General features: G+C 49.2%; 11 protein-coding genes. 3 read left to right on the forward strand and 8 right to left on the reverse strand.

Going from position 1 to position 17017, the window contains the following annotated elements; translation table 11 throughout:
• Positions 1-179: 179 nt before the first annotated feature.
• From ABIC22_RS03225 to ABIC22_RS03245, 5 genes are all read right to left on the reverse strand, one after another.
• Positions 180-2369, reverse strand: a complete 2190-nt coding sequence (locus ABIC22_RS03225; RefSeq protein ID WP_354478175.1) for an alpha-galactosidase — start codon at positions 2367-2369, stop codon at positions 180-182.
• 232 nt (positions 2370-2601) lie between these two features.
• A complete protein-coding gene (locus ABIC22_RS03230; RefSeq protein WP_024630714.1) occupies positions 2602-2952 on the reverse strand; it encodes a type II toxin-antitoxin system PemK/MazF family toxin in 351 nt (116 codons plus the stop codon).
• A gap of 3 nt (positions 2953-2955) precedes the next feature.
• Positions 2956-3237, reverse strand: a complete 282-nt coding sequence (locus tag ABIC22_RS03235; RefSeq protein WP_056699650.1) for a CopG family ribbon-helix-helix protein — start codon at positions 3235-3237, stop codon at positions 2956-2958.
• Between the two features lie 262 nt (positions 3238-3499).
• Entirely contained in the window at positions 3500-4687 is a 1188-nt protein-coding gene (gene alr / locus ABIC22_RS03240; RefSeq protein WP_354478179.1) for an alanine racemase, read from the reverse strand.
• A gap of 439 nt (positions 4688-5126) precedes the next feature.
• Positions 5127-6338: an outer membrane lipoprotein-sorting protein gene (locus ABIC22_RS03245; RefSeq protein ID WP_354478182.1), complete on the reverse strand. Its 1212-nt coding sequence runs from the start codon at positions 6336-6338 to the stop codon at positions 5127-5129.
• Positions 6339-6630: 292 nt separating this feature from the next.
• On the opposite strand from ABIC22_RS03245, the gene ABIC22_RS03250 reads away from it, so the two are divergent.
• Positions 6631-8136, forward strand: coding sequence for a serine hydrolase (locus ABIC22_RS03250; RefSeq protein WP_354478185.1), 1506 nt, complete (start codon positions 6631-6633; stop codon positions 8134-8136).
• Positions 8137-8171: 35 nt separating this feature from the next.
• Here the strand turns inward: ABIC22_RS03250 and ABIC22_RS03255 are convergent, their stop codons facing one another.
• A complete protein-coding gene (locus ABIC22_RS03255) occupies positions 8172-10031 on the reverse strand; it encodes an ABC transporter substrate-binding protein (protein ID WP_354478188.1) in 1860 nt (619 codons plus the stop codon).
• 131 nt (positions 10032-10162) lie between these two features.
• On the opposite strand from ABIC22_RS03255, the gene ABIC22_RS03260 reads away from it, so the two are divergent.
• Together ABIC22_RS03260 and ABIC22_RS03265 are read left to right on the forward strand one after the other, a co-directional pair.
• Positions 10163-11422, forward strand: a complete 1260-nt coding sequence (locus tag ABIC22_RS03260; RefSeq protein WP_354478191.1) for an MDR family MFS transporter — start codon at positions 10163-10165, stop codon at positions 11420-11422.
• A 126-nt stretch (positions 11423-11548) separates the two neighbouring features.
• Positions 11549-13726 carry a serine hydrolase domain-containing protein gene (locus ABIC22_RS03265; protein WP_354478193.1) on the forward strand — a complete coding sequence of 726 codons (2178 nt, stop codon included), beginning with the start codon at positions 11549-11551 and terminating at the stop codon, positions 13724-13726.
• A 101-nt stretch (positions 13727-13827) separates the two neighbouring features.
• Here the strand turns inward: ABIC22_RS03265 and ABIC22_RS03270 are convergent, their stop codons facing one another.
• The gene (locus ABIC22_RS03270) at positions 13828-14883 is read right to left on the reverse strand and encodes a hypothetical protein (RefSeq protein WP_354478196.1); all 1056 of its coding nucleotides are present in this window, start codon (positions 14881-14883) and stop codon (positions 13828-13830) included.
• Positions 14883-16718 (reverse strand): HSP90 family protein, encoded by a 1836-nt coding sequence (locus ABIC22_RS03275; protein WP_354478198.1) that lies wholly within the window; start codon positions 16716-16718, stop codon positions 14883-14885. The genes ABIC22_RS03270 and ABIC22_RS03275 overlap by 1 nt, the downstream gene beginning before the upstream one ends.
• Positions 16719-17017 lie beyond the last annotated feature (299 nt).

Genomic DNA, 17017 nt, shown 5'->3' on the forward strand with positions numbered 1-17017 from the left:
GCTCTTCCCTATATTATCACAAAATTCCGTTCAGTTTTCCAGCATTCCTACCGGTTACAAGTTCTTACAGTGAAGTTTAAGGTTCATCGCTTCGCGTAACTCATAAGAAAAGACCGAAAAACGTCACCCCGACGTATTCCGGTCTTCCCCGAAAAGCACTGCATTAAACGCAGGATTACCTATACCCGTTCGAAACGGAACATCTCGCTCAAATAATCTCCTGTGGCACGACCTACGGAAATTCCGCCATACATCAATGCATCGCCCGTGTACGTCTCGGTGCTGCCCTTCAGGCGGTAATCGGCGTCAGGATCCAATCCTTTCAGCTTCAGACGTTGGAGAGGAGCATTGGGCTCGGACAACACACGGAAATAAAATACAACCGCTTCGCTTCCATCTGGTGCGATAAACATCCATGCCGTTTCGTTACCCTCAAACGGACTGAGCAGACGACGGAACGTGCCATACTGAATGGTGCCCCGAATCTCCTTGTACAGCTCCACTTGAGCCTTCACAATGGCATTCTCTTCCTCTGTGAAACGTGTCAGGTCAAGCTCGTAGCCGAAGTTGCCCGACATGGCAACATGCCCGCGGATCTCCAGCGATGTAATGCGGTTAACCTGATGATTCGGTACGGCCGAGATATGCGATCCCATGGAACTTACCGGATACACGAGACTTGTCCCGTATTGAATGCGCAAACGGGATACAGCATCCGTGTTGTCGCTTGTCCACGTTTGCGGCATATAATACAGCATACCTGGATCAAAACGACCGCCACCACCAGAACAGCTTTCAAACAAAATATTAGGGAAAGAAGACGTAATCCGTTCCATCACCTCATACAATCCAAGCATATAGCGGTGAGCTGTCTCACGCTGTCTATCCGCAGGCAGCTGCGCAGAGCCGATCTCCGTCATATTCCGGTTCATGTCCCATTTCACATACGAAATCGGCGCAGATCCCAATACGTCGCTCAGCATACGTACAATTTCATCCCGAACGTCTTGGCGGGAGAAATCCAGCACCAACTGCTGTCTGCCCTCTGTCCGGCGACGGTCAGGTACATGCAGGCACCAGTCCGGATGCTTGCGATACAATTCACTATCCGGCGAGATCATCTCTGGCTCGAACCACAATCCAAACTGCATGTCGAGTGCAGTTACCCGGTTCGCCAGGTCATCCAGACCTTGAGGCAGCTTGTTCTTGTCCACAATCCAGTCACCCAGCGAGGAGTTGTCACTGTCACGATGTCCGAACCAGCCGTCATCCAATACAAACAGCTCGATGCCGAGCTGCTTCCCTGCACGCGCAATCTGTTCAATCTTGTCTGCATTAAAACCAAAATACGTCGCTTCCCAGTTGTTCACCAATACAGGACGCTCTGCATTGCGGAATTTGCCGCGAGCAAGTCGTTCGCGATAAAGTTCGTGATAAGACTGGGACATGCCGTCCAGTCCTGCATCCGAATAGACCATGACCGTCTCAGGTGTTTGGAAAGCTTCTCCGGATTCCAGCTTCCAGCTGAACTCAAACGGGTTAATACCGAGAGATACACGCGTGGTGTGGAACTGATCCACTTCTGCTTGCGCTGTGAAACTTCCGCTGTATACGAGACTGAAGCCGTACACTTCTCCCTGATCTTCATCCGTACCTGGCGTCATCAACGCGATAAACGGGTTTTGTTGATGGCTGCTTGAACCACGGCGGCTTTCCACGCCCTGCAAGCCAGAAGCCAGTGGGCGACGAACAATATCGCGTTCCCGCGTCCATGCACCTGACAGCTGCAGCAGTTCATAATCAGCATGCGGGAAATCTACAGATGTGCTTAGTGCACGAGCCACATTCACCGAGGTAGCGCTCTCATTAATGATACGCATCGAGCGCGTAATTGCATTAAAGGACGAATAGGCTGTGTAGGAGAGCTCGATGCGGACTCCTGCCACGCGATCCTCCATTTCAATTACGAGCGTATCAGCTTCATCTGCAGCTTCTACATAAGTCGCTGGCAACCCTTGAAGAGCAGGTTTGCCTTTCTCCAACCGATGACCAACATACGTGAATTCCGAGACACTTGAACCATTCTCCAGTTGAAGCTGTACGGCCGGGTTACGGAAATCACTTGTTCCATAAACAGGCAGCTCCAATGGAAGTGTATCAAATGAGATCGTCCGGTCCTCAGGTACCGGATTCGGGCTGAAGGAAGCGCGTTCTGTCCGAACATGGAGCCAGCTCAGATCTGAATTGCGTAATTTTTTGCCATAATACAGATGTACCAAATATCCCGAAGGAAGCACCTGGAATACGTAACTTGCCTTGCGAGTTTGTAAATGAAATTGTAGTTTCTCTTCATGGATATAAATGCTCATATGTCTCCTCCACCTCTATATACATCTTTGACGTAAACGGTTTCTCAGGTTCCATTATAGCGAAAAGCACGCCAATGTTCTACGCTTTCATTTTTGTTCAGACAAAAGAGCGTACTGCAGCCCTTGGGCCGCGATACGCTCCTCTGAAATGTTGTCTGCAATTGTGTGTTCCCCGCAAGGAACATCCCGCTACGGGCGGATTACTGGCAGCCCAAACCCGGTGCCAAGCAACCTAAAAATCGATCAAACCCAGACTGATCTGCAACGCCTCATTGACCAATTTCATGGTCTCCTCGTCCAGATGGGTAATCTTGTCAGTTAGTCTTTGTTTGTCAATCGTCCGTATTTGTTCGAGCAAAATCACAGAGTCCCGGTCAAAGCCATGAGCCGCAGCATCAATCTCGACATGCGTCGGCAGCTTTGCCTTCTGAATCTGGGCGGTAATAGCCGCCACGATACACGTTGGACTGAACCGGTTACCGATGTCATTCTGGATGACCAGCACCGGCCTGACTCCACCTTGCTCCGAACCGACAACGGGAGAAAGATCCGCAAAAAAAACGTCACCGCGTTTTACGATCAATGTCTACACCCCGCTAACTAAGCGGTCCAGAGTGCTGTCCGCATCTTCCTCCGCGTGAAAGGCCTCGGATGCCATGGTCAGATTAATTTTTGCCATCTCCATGTACCCGCGCTGCATGGACTCACGGATGTAACGTTTCTTCCGTTCGGTCAAATACAGCTTCATGGCCTGCCTAATCAATTCGCTGCGGTTGGAATTCTCCAGCGCTACGATGCCATCCACTTCCTGCAGGAGATGATCAGGCAAACTGATCATAATCCGCTTGGTGTTCTGCAAGTTGGCCACCTATCTTCCACCCCCACAAACCTTTCGCCATTGTGAACCAGTATTACGTTTTTCCAGAACTTTTATACAAAGGAATATATATGCCCCGAGTATATCAAGTATGCTGTACTCCATTATAAACATGGGGGGCAATATTCGTACAGACCAAACATCTCTTTTCAGGATTTTTCATCCTCGTCAATATAACAACATTCGAGATGCTCCGACACTTTTCCTTCCGTTCCGAAAAAAAGTTTATTGGTAATAGCGTCCAGTTGACCTGTCAGGATGTCAAAAGAGGATTAACCTTGGCGACTTCGACACCGTTCCGGAAATAGATTCGCGGAATCCGATGAGCCATCATGCAGATCACCTCATAGGCAATCGTATCAAGCTGGGAGGCCACTTCATCTGCGGTAATCACACCATCAGATTGGTGACCGATGAGGACAACCTCTTCGCCGGCTTGAATTTCTTCCGCCTCTTCAGCGAAAGATTGCAGCGACACCATACACTGATCCATGCAGATCGTACCGACGACGGGAACGCGGCGGCCACGTACAAGCACTTGAGCTTTACCTGTCAGCATTCTTGAAAATCCGTCTGCATAGCCGATAGGCAGGGTCGCAATTCGTTCGTTCCCTTGTGTCACATAACGGGTTCCGTAGCTGACCCCCCAATGAGGCGGCAGCGTTTTGACCAGAACCGCTTTCGTCTTCAGTGTCAATACCGGGACCAGTTTCACTACCTGATGATTCACCTCGGCGGAAGGGTACAACCCATACAGACTGATACCCACTCGCACCATATTGTAGGATAATTCCGGTGTATCAATGGCAGCTGCACTGTTCGCCGTATGTATAATCGGGATGACACATCCCTGATCCCGCAGCGCTTCAACCACGCTTTGAAACCGTCGATACTGCTCCAGTGTATAGGTCTTGTCTTCTTCATCCGCCTTGGCATAATGAGTGAACATGCCTTCGAGCAGGACCTGATCCATTGCTGCTGCTTCCTGGATGAAAGCAATAGCTTCATCGCCGGGCAGCAGACCCAGGCGTCCCATACCACTATCAATTTTGATGTGAACCTTCAATTGGTTCTGAGACGATCCTGTATCCAGATCACGAATCGCTTCAAGCACTTCCCTGCTGAACAGCGTTATGGTCACATCTTGTTCCCTGGCTATAGCAATACCCTCAGGCGGTGTATAACCCAATACCAAGATCGGAGCCTTGATTCCGTTTTGTCGCAGTTCAAGCGCTTCGTCCAGAAAAGCGACACTCAGATAATCCACTCCGATTCGTTCCAGTTCTCTGGCCGTCTCCACAGCTCCATGTCCATAAGCGTTCGCCTTGACACAAGCTAGAAACTTCATGCCTTGCGGCAGAACCGCGCGGAAAGCGTCTACGTTGCTACTCAAATGATCCAAGTTGATCTCCGCTTGGGTCGGCCGATATTGTCCTTGCACGTTCTGTCACCTTCTCTAGTCATCTTAATCCGGCTCACATATCAGACTCCATCGTAATGCTCAAGCATGTGACTGTCAAATGAGCAGAAGAACGGCGACTCAAAAAGTGTGCCCAGCATAATGTCGAGGCCGGAAGCGGATGAAGAAACAGGCTGATAAGCGATACGGACATGAGTCCAAAATGCAGCCTCACGCCATTTCTCTCTGCCTATACCGATTACTTACCCGGTTCATCCCGCATATAAGCGTGTTTTGTATTTATTGGGTCAACCTGCCCATTTCACTGTTCATTTCTCAAGCAATACCCATTACGAAACGTCCTGCTTTTCCTCTCCATCATATGCTGCGGCAACCTAACTGTGTACATCAAAAAGCACCGGAGAACAAGTCCCCGATGCTCCTTAGCATTCCTAATGCCCTAACGACTATACCTATTACATCATTTACCTGACTGCTCCTGCATCGATGTTGCAATCTGAACCATTTCACTCTCCGGCAGATCCGCGCTCGTGATTCTGTATTCAATTCCATCGGTCATCCATGTTAACGTCTGTAATGCGTCTCCACTAATCATTCCCAAAGTGAATCCAAGATCCACTACGCGAGATGGTGCTAGTGATACAGCTCTATCCTGCGGTCTGGCTTCGAAAATCGTATAATTATACGTTCCTTCGTAGCGAAGCATAACCGAGTAATCGCCGGATTCCTCCACAATTTGATCATCCTTCAGCTTGACGCCTTCCGGAGCGTATGTCGGTTCGATCACACCAAAGCTGCCGGCTCCTTCCGGTTCAGTCATGGTAGGCTCCTCTGTGCCTGGTTCACCACTCGCCGGGTCCTGAGCTCCCTGTTGTTCTGGGTTCTCGCTCACACCGGTTTGTCCATCAGTGACCCCTTCAGCAGAACCTGTAGTCGGTTCTTGACCTGGAGCAGTCTCGGAGCTTGCTGGCTCCTTGGTGCCATTTTCTCCTGCCTGCTCGGTCGGATTCGTTGTGTCTGTTCCACTATTTCCTTCTGTGCCTGCTGTCATGTTGCGCTGCATATCAAAAGCATCTTTGCCGAATTCGGCACCGAACTTGAAGCTGTCAAATTTAACATCTACGACGACGTTTGCATTGGAGTCTGAGACCTCCACCTGTTTGGGTGCATAATCACTTTTGTTCAGCCAAATCTTCTGTCTGACCAGTGCGTGCGTATTATAATTGGCAGCTACATCAAATACGTAGCTCTCCTTCTCATCTGCGAACTGACGTGTTGTATCACCTGTGATGCTGCGAATCAGTGTCTCATAGAGATAAACTTGACCCTGGTTATCCGGCCAGTTGCTTTGGAACCGGAAGCTTTTGTTCTGGCTTGGCGTCAGGACGAATACGCCCTCATCGTTCCGGAGTACAATCTGGGTGACATCCTTTTTGGCATTGGTAAGCGCAATTCGATAATATGAAGGCTTCTGATGCCACACCTCGACCTTATACTGCTGCGGCGTATCTCCGGTATGCAGTGTCATCACACCTGCTCCCTGGTAACTCTCCATCTCTCCTACGACTTCGTTCAGATCTTTGACCACGGCTGCCGCATCCTTCTTCCCGCAGGCGGCAAGTAAGGCCGATAAGACCAATACCATGGCAAGCATCCATGATATTCGGCGCATGACATCATCCCCTTTAGCACAATGTTTTCACTTCAGGATTGTGCGTACAGCAGAACCCCTACTTGATTAGTACATGTCTATGAGGGACTTGTTCGATTTATGCGGACTGGTTTGACAAGCTTTCTATTCCCTTGTTAGGACAAGTGATTTCAGGTAAATCAGTCTCGGGTCCGATGTTAACTTTATCCAGAAAAGGCATAGTTGATAAGGAACAACTTCTTAATTGACAGCTACATACGAGTTTTTATTTCTTGGTTTGAACTCACTTCTTATTTTTATTGGAGGGATAATAATGACTATCACAAAACATCGCTCATTACTGGACGGACTGGATGAATTTGTAGCTGAACAGCTGCAAACCTGGAAGGGTGTTGGCGCCGCGGTCGCTGTAATTCACAAGAATGAGGTCATTTGGCAAAAAGGCTATGGGTATCGCGACCTGGAATCCAAACTCGAAGTAACACCAAGCACTCTCTTTGCCATCGGGTCCAGTACAAAAGCTTTTACGGCAACAACTGCTGCCCTGTTAGTCGATCAGGAACTGCTGAACTGGGATACGCCTGTTAAAGCGTATATGGATGATTTTAAAATGTTCGACCCTGTCGCTACGGAACGCCTGACCATTCGTGATATGCTATGTCATCGCTCTGGACTCCCGAGGCATGAAATGGTATGGTACAACTCTTCACGAACCAGGGAAGAGCTCGTAGATGCTATACAGTATCTTGAGCCGAATGAGGATTTCAGAAATAAGTGGCAATATCAAAACCTGATGTACATGACTGCGGGCTTTCTCGTCGGAAAGCTGAAGGAAACAACCTGGGAGAGCTTCGTTCAGGATCATCTGTTTGACCCGCTGGGGATGAAGTCCAGTCTGTTCTCCGTGGATCAAATGCAGCTCCAGCCTGATTTTGCTGTTCCTTATATGGAGAAAGACGGCGAAAATGTACGAATTCCTTATCGAAACATCGATGCAATCGGTCCGGCAGGCTCCATGAATAGCAATCTGGAAGACATGATAGCCTGGTTACGCTTGCAATTGAATCAGGGGCAGCATGATGGACAGCAGCTCATCTCCAAGGAACAAATGGAAGCATTGCACAGTCCGCAAATGCCATGTGATTCTCCGTTTCATGGTCCAGAGATGCCTGTCAGCACTTACGGACTGGGTTGGTTCATCGAACCTTATCGCGGCCATCAGCTGATCCATCATGGCGGTGCCATTGATGGCTTTAGTTCACAGGTTGCCTTTCTACCAGAGGAAGAGATCGGGATCGTAGTGCTCTGCAATACCCATGGAAGCATAATCCCCTATACCATTACATTTAACATCATGGACCGTTTGCTAGAAAAGGAACCTGTGGATTGGAGCCAAAAGATGGCCAAATTGATGAGTGGTGAGGAATCAGCGGAATCTGCAGTTACGGATACGCCTGAAACGTTGGATCCCGCGGCAACACCAGTGGTGGATAACGAAGAGGAACAAACAGAGGATGCGAAAGCAGTGTCCCTTGACCGACCTGTACTCACCTACGCAGGTATCTATCAGCATGCCGGGTACGGAGAGATGTCCATCCAACTGAAAGATGACGGTTTACAAGCGATATTCCAAAACATTGAAATGCCGATGGAATACTCGGGGAATGACACCTTTTCCGTTTTGCTTGTTTTATTTGGTCTGAAAGTCACATTTACTTTCCAGGTAGATCAAGAGAATAACGCCCGTTCCATTTCCATTCCGTTTTTGATGGAGCCGGGTACGAAACCTATTGAGTTTATCAAGAAAAGCGCAGAATAACTGCTCACTACAAGGCTCATCCCGCTGTGTAATACTTACCACAGCGGGATGTAAGCCGGATAACTTGCTTCCTTATGATCAGCGTCCGGTTTACGTTTCACCCACAAACGGCGTAGATCAGGCATCCCATACCCCACCACATTGTAATCACGAAGTGAGGCATGATGAGCATGCTCCTCCTTGAAACGATATGTGGGCAGCAGCAGCGCCTCCTCGATCAGCTTGGCCTCTACCCCCAGCAGTGCTGCCATTCGTTCGCCACCTTCCCGAATTCCTACGATGCGCCTACATTCCTTGTCTAACTCCTTTTTCCGATCATCATCCATGGCAACCAGAAACAATGTATTCTGAAAGGTAAACATGATGAACAGGCTCAGCATGACATGATCATCGAACACTTCCCCCGTATACACGAGATCACATGACCTGAATTCATCATGGTACACCGCACTAACGGGATCACCTGGAACGATATCGATATGCAGTCCGATCCGTTCACAACGTTGTACGAACCAGAGCATGTCCGTCTCCATTTTCTGCCCATCCTCTACCCATAACCGCAGCGTCTGGCCCGCGTAGCTGCTTCGCTTAAGCAGTTCTTCCGCTAAGGCCAATGAGGAATCTGTGATGAAATCCTGTGTCCTCATTCGTTTCTCTCGTATAGGCAAGCTGCCCATCCCTACTTCCCTCGTATCCCCATCATTATCCCGAACCAGGCTGTATGCAGGCTGATTACGCGTATCCCGGAACGCATCCATCATCTCCTGTTGATTCAACAGCTGCTGTACAGCCTGGCGGAAATACACATCCTGCTGTGGACCTTGTTTTCGCATATTAAACGTCATATATACTCCGCCCTGAACTTCATGCTGTACCGCATGAGGCGCTCCATCCGGGAACAAATCCTGCTTGATCACCGACTCTACGAGTGCGGACTGCGGGAGCTGCCACACCTCAACTCGATCAATGTAGGCACGTCCTCTGAAATAGGAAGGAAACACATCCAAAACGAGCAGTCTGGGGTGATTCTTCGTTAAACGATAAGGTCCTGTTCCAACAGGATGCATCCGGTCGAACTCCACATCCCGAGGCAAAATCGACGCACACATGCTGCTCATCAGATCCGGGAACATGAAGTTTGAGCTATATAACGTAAAACGTACCGTCAGCTCATCAAATGTCTCGATCTTCGCAATGGTGCCAAACAGCGGCCGGCAGGGATTGCCGGTATCCTCAAGGATCCGTTCAAATGTGAACTTCACATCCTCTGCATCCAGTATTCGGCCATGATGAAATAGAACACCTTTGTGCAGATAAAATGTCCATTCTGTTCCTTCAAGGTTGCTCTCCCATGCCACGGCAAGACTAGGCTCACAGATGCGACGCTCAGCATTATAGCGTACCAGGCGATCAAATACCTCTGCGACAATGCCCACTTCTCCCCACATGGCAGCCCGGGTAGGATCCAAGGTCTCAAACGGAAAGTTCTGTGGGATCCGCAGGATATCCATCCTTCCCATGGTACCCTGGTCTGAACGAAGACCAAACTGTTCCTGCAAACCCTGCATTAACATTTCCCGTAACGAAAAAGGCAGACTCGCGGCCAGCTGATAGGCTTCTTCGAGCCTGTTGCCCTGCAGCAGGCGATCAAAACGTTCACGTGCTACATCAAGCAGCGGTGCCTGAAAGACCAGCAAGGACTTCTTCCCTCTACCACGCCTCGGGCTCCAATGAATCCAATCGTTATCCATAAACTTGTTCATAATCAAATTCATGTTACGCATCGTGCAGCACAAATGCTGTGCCAGCTCTCCAATCGTCGTTGGCCATTCTTCATCATCATGAACGTTAGGGAACGCCATACGCAATTGAATATAATGGTCAGCTACTTCCACAACTTCCCCTGCCTTCCCACTCTGCTAAAATACGAAATCCACTCATCCGCTTCTACAGTTTTTCTTCAGGTTTTCCTCCATTATACTCAGTAACATCCACATGACAAAGCGGGAAGGAAGAAATGCAACCGATGAAATATGCTGATTTGCACCGCAACATTAAAATTCGTATCATCACTGACTTTTTTACAGACTTGACCCAGAAATCAATCATTCCGTTCATGGCAATTTACCTGAGTGTCCAGATGGGAGCTGGCTGGGCAGGTGTGCTGCTTACAGTCAACATTGTATCTTCCATGATCGCTGGTCTGGGCGCAGGATATTGGTCGGATCGGATTGGACGCAAAAAAATGATGGTCATCGCTCAATGTGTGCAAGTATTCGCCTTGTTTTGGCTGGCTGCGGCGAATTCGCCTTGGCTGAACTCGGTAGAACTGACTTGCATCATGTTTTTTCTTAGCAGTCTAAGCTCCGGTATCACTGTTCCAATCGCAGGTGCGATGATCGTGGACGTAAGCAGTGAACATGAACGACATTATGTATATGGATTACAGTATTGGACGACCAATGTAGCCATTACATTTGGCGCACTGATGGGCGGATTGTTATTCGACTCCTTCCGATTCATTCTGTTCAGTCTGGTGTGCATGGAGAGCTTGGTAACCTTGTTCATTCTGTTGTTTTTCATTCAGGAAACCATGGAAAGAACAGCAAAAACGGGCTCGGTTCAGACCATCGCGCCAGTCAGAAGAAATATGCTAAATACCTATGGAAGTGTACTCAAGGACAGAAAGTTCATGGTCTTCTTCACCGCCTCGGTTATGGCCGTCTCTCTCGAATTCCAACTGGATAAATATATTGCTGTCCGTCTGAAAAGTGAGTTCAGTGCCCAGCTATTCCAATGGAACATTTCGGGTCTGCAGATGTTCAGTCTAATCTTGGCGATTAACACGGTACTGGTTGCCTTGATTGCTATCCCATTCTCCAAATGGATGGCACGGTTCCAATCCAGATCCATCATGACGGTTGGCATGTGTCTCTACACCGCCGGATTCGCTGTACTTGCATTTAGCAACTGGGCCTTACTCCTAATCGGCTCTGCCGTCCTGCTGACGATTGGCGAATTGATGTATTCTCCAGTTCGTCAGGTGCTTCTTGCCGGGATGATCCCCGATTCGGATCGAGCAGCATATATGGCTGCAGATGGCATGAGTTATAATGTCGCTGCCCTGCTGGGCAGTTTGGGGCTAATGATCGGAGCATTGCTGCCTTCATATGCCATGGCCAGCCTGTATGTCATCATCGGGGCCTTTGCTCTTGTATTTTTCCGCCAATCACTCAGGCCGTCAGCCGAACCGAGCGAGTCCCTGCGATGTGCAGACGCCTCATAAGCTCCTCACCGTTAGGAAACCTTTCTAGTTTCGTAATCTAACTAATCATGAAACCTATCGAGCCAATTGGAAGTAATACACAGTGAACAGGCTTTATTGCCAAAATTTGAGCAAGGGAGTGTTTACATGCATTTATCCAATCGAAGGAGCCGCTTCAGAGTCACCTCGCTAACGGGTGCATTCATGGCTTTCGTTCTGTCGCTAAGTCTCTGGGCACCAGCGGTTCATGCGGAAACCTCATCACCTCAGGTCAATGAGAAAGGACAAACCAAGGCTCTAACCTCTGAATCAGCGGAGGCATTTCTGGACACGTTTTTTGATTCGGCTGAAGCCAAGGCACAATATATCGGTGCTTCCGTTGTTGTCGTCAAGGATGGCAAAGTCCTGGCAGAGAAAGGCTACGGCTATGCAGATCAGGAGAGCAAGACGCCTGTCGATCCGAAGAGTACGGCTTTTCGCGTAGCCTCGGTCTCCAAAACATTTACGGCAGCAGCCGTCATGCAATTGGTGGAGCAGGGGAAGGTAGATCTGCAAGCCGATTTTCAAACGTATGTGAAGGGACTTGAGTTTGATAACCCTTTTGACAAACCTGTCACTGTGGAAAACCTGCTTACACACACTACCGGATTCGAGATTCGTGATCCACAGCAGGAAGATATTCACGCCGACTTCGACAAAACAGTCTCCATGGAGGACTATGCACAGCAGCACATGCCTCCTGTCGTCAGAGAGCCTGGCAGTGCCTATATGTACGACAACTTCTCGTATCTTCTGCTTGGCATGATTGTGGAGAATGTCAGCGGTGAACCATTTGAGACGTACATGCAGCAGCACATTTTCAAACCACTCGGTATGGATAACAGCAGTTTCGTGTTGAACGACAAGTTCAAGGATCAGCTCGCGACAGCGTATGATGCGGTACATAATCCGCTCGATCTGTACACCCTCTCTCCAACACCGATGCCTCAAGGAGGCATGTTGTCAACGGCCGAGGATATCGGGAACTTCATGATCGCTTTCCTGAATGATGGTGTGAAAGACAACGAGCGTATACTGAAGGAAACCACCGTCAAAAGCATGGAGCAGTATCGCTCTTCCATTCATCCGGTACTCCCGGACACAACGTATGGATTTGAAGCAGCATTTCAGCTGCCTGGTGCCGGAAGCAGCCCCGCAATTATTACCAAGGCAGGCGACCTGATCGGTTTCAGCTCTTATCTCTTCCTTATTCCGGAGCAAAATACAGGCGTCTTTCTTACGTACAATCAGGCGGGAGCTCTTCGTAATCTGTTCTACCTGGCTTTCATCCAGACCTTCTTCCCGCAATATGCGGAGCCGGTCGTAATCAAGGACTTTACGCCTCAATACACCAATGAACTGCAGCGCTTCGCCGGACTCTATGCTGACCTAAGACTTAGCACGATTGTCAGTTCTCTCAAAAACGGTGGCACAGAACCCGGTAAATTGAGCATTTCAGATGCCTTCCTGGGCCCACGTACCCTGATTCAGGTTGATGAGAATCTGTTCAAGGATGAGTTAACGGGTCAATTCACAGCCTTTAAGGAACAAGCAGATGGAACAATCTATATGAAAGAGCCCTACCTCAATCCGCTGGGATATGAGAAAAAAGGGCAGAAGCCTCAGGGATTCCGGGACGTTCGTCCGGATAGTCCTTATGCCGAGGCCATCTATGGATTACAGTCGCTCGGTCATTATGACAACGATGCAACCGAAGCATTCCAGCCCAAGTTGGCCGTTACACGTGCGGAATTCATAGAGAATGTACTGAAAATGAGCGGTCTCAAACCAAGCCAAACAACACCGCCTGCGGATAGCGATTGGACCAGTCACCCTGCAGCAGGCTACATCCAGCTCGGTTATGAAGTCGGCATGATCACGGGTGCGGATTCCAAACAATTCAAGCCGGATCAAGTCATTACCCGTCAGGAAGCCATGGTCATGATCTGGAGATCGCTGCAGCTGCAGTATCCAAATGAGCTGTTCCAGGATGTGAAGCTTGCCGGACATGCGGATGAGTGGGCTGTACCCGCAATCCAGATGATGGTTAAACTCGGCATTCATGGTCCGGAAGTGAAGGTACTGAAGGATGGTTCTGTGGATGTTCTTGCCCGCAAACCGCTTATTCGTCAAGAAGAGGCTGCCATTATGTATCAATTGTTTACTCAACCAACGGATAAGATTGTAGCTGAACTTATGGCTCAACAGCCTCAACCAGAAGCCTCCAATGTGGATGAGGCTGATGAGGATCAGCCTTCATCTGCCAATCCGGAGGAAACACCTTAAATGACCAAAGTGTAGTAACTTAATTCCAGACACGTCCAACAGGCTTGTTCGGAAGGAGGATAACCTTCTTCGAACAAGCCTGTTTTTTTTACCCTGTTATGTTACACGTTGGCGAGCAACGAAGAGACATGATGATTGCCATTCCGTTGATCGTATTTCTCAGCAGCCGCCTTAGCATAACCCTCAAAATAATCAGCCAATGCGCCCAAGTCTCCAGGGTCTCCTTCATACGGGAAAGAAGCAGGAAGGCGCAATCGGTACCCTGGCGATTCCTCTGCCCAGCGGCGCAGCAGCTGAGCTGCTCTGGCGTAGAACATCATTTTGGCAAAAGGATCTTCATGATGGGCGGCCAGTACCAGACTTTCTTCCAACACATCAATGCCCTTCGACGGGTTGGTTCGTGCCAGATAATCCATTTGTTCTGCGAAGCTCTGTACAAAATCATTTTGGCCCTTGATCATCCGGTAACCCTTCTGCTGATGCTTGTTCGCTTCCTCAATCCGTCCAAGACGATATAGCGGCATCAGGACTTCGGATAACGTCAGGTGCGGAATTTCAGCGCAGCTCATACGACCCTTCAAGATCGGCTTGGCCGCCTCCAGAACCTGCTCATCATCTCCCATTAGAATCCAGTAACGCATGATTTCATCCTGTTCGCAAGCTTCACAATCACTCATAAAGTCACGGTCCATTATTTTGAACTTGGCATAACTGCTTCCTGCTTCTTCCAGGTCACCAAGATCCATGAATATGCGGAAACGGTAATACCAGTATGAACGCTCACTGTAGCCAAAGGATTTGAAACGTCGCCCAAAGTCCTCCAGCAGCTCCATCATCTTATCGCGAGAGACCTCGGGGAAACTGGAGAGTTCGCCCAGGATCCATTTGTACGACCACATTAATGTCTCTTCGTCATAGCGCTCAGGCTGCTGATCAAACTTGCCGAGCTGCCAGGAAAAAGCGATAAGTGCTTTCATGGGATATCCACAGAACGTGGCTGTTTCCACAATCTCGGATCGAGCTTCGTATGACTCTTCCTCCATGCCATTTACGTCGGCCACTCGGGCTGCTTCTTCAAGCATACCCAGTTTCGCTGTACCGTTAGGCAAGCCATAGGCCTCGTCCATCAATTCCTCGAAATCCATCTCTGTATTCATCAGACATCCCCCTTACGATCCGTATTTGCGCGTAAACCCCAATCAATAAAACGAACGATGCCTTGATTCAGCACCTCAAGCTCCTGCCGGTTCATGGCATAGTGGCCCATCATCAGCGCATTCACATAGAGCATCTCAATGGCGATCGGCGTCATTTGGGGATCTGGTGTCGTTAACACGCGCTGAATGATTGGATTATTTACATTCAGATACAAGGTGGAGTAGCCAGCAGAGCTGATGCCAGCCGATAATGAACCAAGCACGGAAGAGAACAGTTCTGTACTCTCCTCACTAGCCTTTTCCAATGCACGAAGCGTAGAAGATTCCTGCGATAGCGTGAACAGTACAGGCAGGTCTTCCGGTTTGAACCCCTTCACCTCGGCACGGCAGCGAAAGCGCTGAAGTGCCGAATCCGCCAGACGCAGCGCATCATAATAATCATTGCGCTGGGCTGGAGGAACATCCGTAAAGCTAAGCGAAACCTGATCCGGCTGCAGTCGCTCTGTATGCACATTTTGTACCGCAAGTGGCAGTGTCGCCATCAATTCGTTGTCATAGATGTATCCGCCATTAATAACGAGCAGGGATTGGGCAGACGCGACATGGTGAATCTGGCGATACTCATCCACCGTCGCTGTGAAGTATAACGTCTCTCCTTCAGCCATTAACTCCCCCAGCTCCCGGTGGCCCCGTGTGCTCTCAAATGGCAGCCAGCGATATATCATTGCGTAAAAATCCTGATCCTGCACAGCCAGTGCCTTCATGGAGAGTGCATGCAGACGTATGAGCTTCTTCAGGCGCTCTGTCTGGTTCTCCGCCATATCGGACAGTCCTTGACGAAGGGCATCGCCAAGTTCGGAGCGTACTTCCTCCAGCTTTTCATTTTCATAAAAATGTTCACGCGAAGCAGTTGGTTGAAGCTCATCGGTCCAGATCAGACATTTCACAAAGAAGGCCCAATCCGGCAAAATATTCTCTGCCTTCTCCGAGATCAGCATCCGCTTCAAATACACCCGGTGAGAACGCTTGGCATTCAGATTGACGGCATGTGGGAGCACAAATGCAATCCCTCCGGTACGCCCGGAAGCTGTCGTCAGTGGGATGAAATCTTCAAATGTCTCTCCAAGCAGGCGCCCACCAAATGCAAGCACCTCCGCTTTGCGCCCTTTGGCAAGTTCCGGCTGCGTAAGCCACACAGGCGAATCGGCATTGACGATGTCCTGTACACCTTCGCTCTGAAGCGTCACGGGATAAGGTAACAAGGCCCCATAATAGAACAAAGCTTCCTTCACATATTCCGGTTCAAAATAATGGGCGGCATCCGGCGTACAGCGCAAATATACTTTGGTCCCCGGGGATAACTGGGTCTCAAGCTGGCGAATGGTATAGGTTCCATCCGGCTTGCCGCGCCATTCCATTGAAGGTCCTCCCTTCGCGGATTGGGTCAGCATAACGATCTCATTGCTCACCATGAAGCAGGACAACAGCCCGATCCCGAATCGTCCGATAAAAGAAGTCTCTCCATCTAGTAAGGCTTGCTGCCCACGCTTCGAGGATTGTCCGATCATCGCCAGAAATTCGTGAATATCGGCTTCGGTTAAACCGATGCCGTTATCCTCCACCATCATCGTTAACTGCTCACCTGTGCCTGTCAGCTCTACGCGTACTTCGCCTTGAAACCCGGGCTCTGCCTCACTTCGTGCTGTAATGGCATCGGTCGCGTTCTGCATCAGCTCACGCAAGAAAACTTTGGGACTGCTATAGAGATGATTCGATAAAATCTGAATCATGCCACTCAGATTGACCTGAAAACGATACTCATTGGATGCTGCCATTGTTTGCTCACCTTCCTCTGGTCCAACACAACAGAACTTCAACTTCATATGTGCACATACAATGTGTTAGACGAATTATAAAATAACAAATATGTAACTCTAAGACATCGGCATTTCACACCTGAAAATGCCAAACGACCACGCCAAGCCGGCCCTGGTGGTAACCAAGACCGGCGTTAGATGAATATTCAGGCATACATCATATGTATAAGGCCTTCCCTTTTATTACCTCATTATGGATGGCAATGAAACGGGATATTGCATCCTTTTTACCACAATACAATGAACAAGAGAATGAG

Source organism: Paenibacillus sp. PvP094, assembly GCF_040546835.1.
GTDB classification, from domain to species: Bacteria; Bacillota; Bacilli; order Paenibacillales; family Paenibacillaceae; genus Paenibacillus; species Paenibacillus illinoisensis.